The 3,683-nt window shown below is 70.8% G+C and carries 4 protein-coding genes; 1 reads left to right on the forward strand and 3 read right to left on the reverse strand.

Going from position 1 to position 3,683, the window contains the following annotated elements:
- Nucleotides 1-408 precede the first annotated feature (408 nt).
- The gene (locus P3T39_RS37225; protein ID WP_280703761.1) at nt 409-1,413 is read right to left on the reverse strand and encodes a stage II sporulation protein M; all 1,005 of its coding nucleotides are present in this window, start codon (nt 1,411-1,413) and stop codon (nt 409-411) included.
- Between the two features lie 323 nt (nt 1,414-1,736).
- On the opposite strand from P3T39_RS37225, the gene P3T39_RS37230 reads away from it, so the two are divergent.
- The gene (locus P3T39_RS37230; RefSeq protein WP_280703762.1) at nt 1,737-2,711 is read left to right on the forward strand and encodes an RDD family protein; all 975 of its coding nucleotides are present in this window, start codon (nt 1,737-1,739) and stop codon (nt 2,709-2,711) included.
- A gap of 66 nt (nt 2,712-2,777) precedes the next feature.
- Here the strand turns inward: P3T39_RS37230 and P3T39_RS37235 are convergent, their stop codons facing one another.
- Both P3T39_RS37235 and P3T39_RS37240 read right to left on the reverse strand, forming a co-directional pair.
- Nucleotides 2,778-3,413: a hypothetical protein gene (locus P3T39_RS37235; protein WP_280703763.1), complete on the reverse strand. Its 636-nt coding sequence runs from the start codon at nt 3,411-3,413 to the stop codon at nt 2,778-2,780.
- Nucleotides 3,414-3,537: 124 nt separating this feature from the next.
- Nucleotides 3,538-3,683, reverse strand: a 146-nt coding sequence (locus P3T39_RS37240; protein ID WP_280703764.1) for an adenosylhomocysteinase, incomplete at its 5' end; no start/stop codon positions are given.

Consider the following 3,683-nt stretch of genomic DNA (forward strand, 5'->3'; position numbering starts at 1 on the left):
CGCTGTTGAGTTCTCAAGGAACGGACGCTTCCTTCGAGCCGCCTTCCAGCGGGCCCTCCGGGCGCTTCGTTCTTTCGTGTTTCCAGCTTATCAGACGTTTTCCGCTCCGTTTTCCGGAGTTTCTATTCTCTGCATTCCCGCTGGAGGGGATTTCCTTCAACTTCGCGGTGAAGCCTATCAAAGGTTTCGGACTGCTCAGTCTCAGGCATTTTCGCCTGGCCGGGCGCCCCGCCCGTGGACGGTGCACTGCCTCGACTTGGCTGTGTCATAGACACTAGCGCTTGGTACCGGCCGTTGTCCAGCCAGTCCCAACCGTTTGAATCTACTAGCCCTTCAGTGCCACGTCAATGGCTTTCCGGGGTGATCACGAGACTAGCAGGTCAGAGGCATGATCAGCACATCCGGGCGTCAGGCGGCCACGGGATACAGGTCTGCCCGGTCGGCCTCTTCGACGTCGCCGAACTCACCGAGGGCTGCGGCGCGACGGCCGAGCACGAGTGCGTAGAGCAGGAAGAGCACCTCTGCCACCACCCCGATACCGATCCTGGCCCAGGTGGGGAGGCCGGAGGGGGTGACGAAGGCTTCCAGGATTCCGCTCGTGAAAAGGACAGCGGCCAGGCCGAGGGCCATACCGATGGTGGCGCGGCCTTCTTCTGCCAGGGCGGTTGACCGGGAGCGCGGACCGGGGTCGATGACCGTCCACCCGAGGCGGAGCCCCAGTCCGGCGGCGACGAAGACCGCGGTCAGTTCGAGCAGGCCGTGCGGGAGGAGCAGGCCGAGGAAGAAGTCCAGACGGCCGGCGGAGGCCATCAGTCCGAGGGCCACTCCGAGGTTCATGACGTTTCCGTAGAGCACCCACAGCACGGGGAGTCCCAGGGCGACGCCGAAGACCAGGCAGGTGGCGGCGATCCAGGCGTTGTTGGTCCACACCTTGAGGGCGAAGGAGGTGGCCGGATGGTCCGAGTAATACGTCTCGTACTGGCCGCCGGGCCTGGTCATCGCCCGGATCTGTTCGGGCGCGGCGAGACTGTCGCGGACCTCGGGGTGTGCGGCTATCCACCAGGCGATGAGGGCGGAGCCCAGCAGCGAGACCACGGCGACCGGGATCCACCAGCGGCGCGACCGGTACAGGGCCGCCGGGAAGCTCACGGTGAAGTACCGGCCCGCATCCCGCCAGGACGAGTTCCGGCTGCCGGTCACCGCGCTGCGGCCTCGGGCGACCAGGGTGGTGAGCCGGCCTTCCAGGGTCGGGTCCGGCGCGGCGGCCTGGACCTGGGCCAGGTGGCTGGTGGCCCGCTGGTAGAGGGTGACGAGTTCGTCGGCCTCCTCGCCGCTGAGCCGGCGCCGCTTGCTGAGGACCTCCAGACGCTGCCACTCCGCCCGGTGGGAGGCGACGAAGACGTCCAGGTCCATGCGGCTCACTCCAGGGTTCGGGACGGGAGGGTGCGAGGTGCGGGCGAGGCGAGGCGATGCGGGCAGAACAGGACGGGCACGGGCCCGAGGGGCTAGCTTGCCAGAGGCCGTACGCCCGTACGCAGCGGATACCGATCCGGTCTTCCGGGGCTCGGCGGGCCACCGTATGTTTGCGGCTGGAGATCACGGGGGCTGAGCCGTCCGGCGGGCGAGGCACGCTCGACGGGAGGCTCTGGCAGACGCCGGGGTGTCGGGCACCGGGGCGGCACGGGGTACACCGGGTGCGCAGACGGGTCGGAGACAGAGGGAATGGGCGGGGCGTTGTGAGCGATCTTGTGACGGGCGAGGCGGTTGTCCTCGGGCTGCGGGCGGCGAAGCTGCCGAGCCGGGCGCTGGCGATCGCGCTGGATCTGCTCGTGCAGGTGGTCACGCTCATAGTCACGCTGATCGCGCTGGCAACCCTGGCGCCCGATCTCGACGATGCGGCGGCAGCGGCGATCTCGCTCGGGCTGATGGTGTTCTACCTGGTGGCACTGCCGATTCTGGTCGAGACGCTGTCGCACGGGCGGTCGTTGGGCAAGCTGGCCCTCGGTCTGCGGGTGGTGCGCAGCGACGGCGGACCGGTCCGGTTCCGGCACTCGCTGGTGCGCGGGCTGGTGGGGTTCGTGGAGATCATCTTCTTCTCCGGCATCCCGGCGGTGATCACCTCGCTGGTCGACTCGCAGGGGCGGCGGCTCGGCGACATCTTCTCGGGGAGCCTGGTGGTCCGCGAGCGGGTGCCCGGCGCGGGCCGCGGCCGCGAGGCACTGCCCGCGCTGCCGCCGCAGCTGATGAACGCGCTCGGCGGCGAGCTGGTGGCACTGGACCTCTCGGCCGTACCGGACGGTCTGTGGCTGGCGATCCGGCAGTACCTGGCGCGCCTGGGCGAGCTCGACCCGGCGGTGGCCCTGGGCATGGCTCAGCGGCTGGTCGGGGACGTCGTCTCGCACACCGGCCACACCGCGCCGTACGGGGTGCATCCGGCCTCGTACCTGGGGGCGGTGCTGGCGGAGCGACAGCGCCGGGAGTGGGCGCGCGCGGCCGGCGCGCAGGGGATCGGAGCACCACAGCCGCAGGGGCCGTACCGACAGGATCCGTACCAGCAGGGTCCGTACCAGCAGCCCGGCCCCGTGCCGATGCCGCCGGTCGAGCGGGTCGACGCGGCCGGGGCCGCCGAGGCGGCGGTACGGGACCAGGCGCCGCAGGCGCCAACGCACCAACCCCCGCAGGCGGACGGCGGGTTCGCACCGCCGGCCTGAGTCGGCCCCCTCGGACGCCGGCCGAGCACCCGCCCAGCACAGCGGCAGCAGCCCGCCGGTTCCGGTTCAGCCCAGGTGGTCGGCGGGCCACGCGTTGGGCGGGGACTCCAGTTCCTCCAGCTCGATCCCGGCGGCCGAGAGGACGACGTCCCCGGCGAGGTGGACGATCTGCTGCTCGCCGGTCTCCAGGTCCGCGACCTGGTACTGCTCGACCAGCAGCGGCCCGCTATCGGTCTGGTGGGTCTCCACCGACTCCAGCAGCCAGCCCTGGTCCAGGGTGCGCGGGGCGAGTACGGGCTCCGTGAAGGCGACCAGCCGGACCCGGGCGTTGGCACCCGGCGCAAGCCGGAGCAGCCGTGCCGTCGCGATCAGAAAGGCCGGGGAGCTGCCGGTGAAGGCGTGCGCCCGGTCGTGGCCCTCCGCCGCCTGCTCGCCCGCCGGGTCGGCGGCGTCCGCCCGGACCCAGGCGACACCGTCCACTGCTCCTCCGCGCACCTGCCAGCCCCCGGCGCGGAGTTCGAGGCGGAGCGGACGGCTGCGGGAGTCGAGGGTGAGGTCGGTGGTGCCGATGACACCGCCGTCGGAGCCGTACGTCTTGGACACATAACGCCAGCCGGCCGGTCCCGGCGCGCAGCTGAAGCGCTCCTCGCCGAGCAGGACGTGGTCGTGGGTGTCATGGAGCGAGTACCGGCCGTTGGGCATGAACCGAAGCCTACGTCCCCTGCCCATGCAGTCCCGGTGTCCGTACGGTCCGGTGCCGGGAACGCCGTACGGCCGGTGCACCCTGGGTGCACCGGCCGTACGGCGGAGAACTACTGGCGCCGGATCAGTAGCGGTACTGCTCGGCCTTGTACGGGCCCTCGACCGGGACACCGATGTAGTCGGCCTGGTCCTGGGTCAGCGTGGTCAGCCTGACGCCCAGGGCGTCCAGGTGCAGACGCGCCACCTTCTCGTCCAGGTGCTTGGGCAGCA

Source organism: Kitasatospora sp. GP82 (assembly GCF_029892105.1).
Classification (GTDB): domain Bacteria; phylum Actinomycetota; class Actinomycetes; order Streptomycetales; family Streptomycetaceae; genus Kitasatospora.

Coding starts and splice junctions, on each gene's coding strand:
- P3T39_RS37235 (WP_280703763.1), bottom strand. CDS start 3,413: ATGCCCAACGGCCGGTACTCGCTCCATGACACCCACGACCACGTCCTG.
- P3T39_RS37225 (WP_280703761.1), bottom strand. CDS start 1,413: ATGGACCTGGACGTCTTCGTCGCCTCCCACCGGGCGGAGTGGCAGCGT.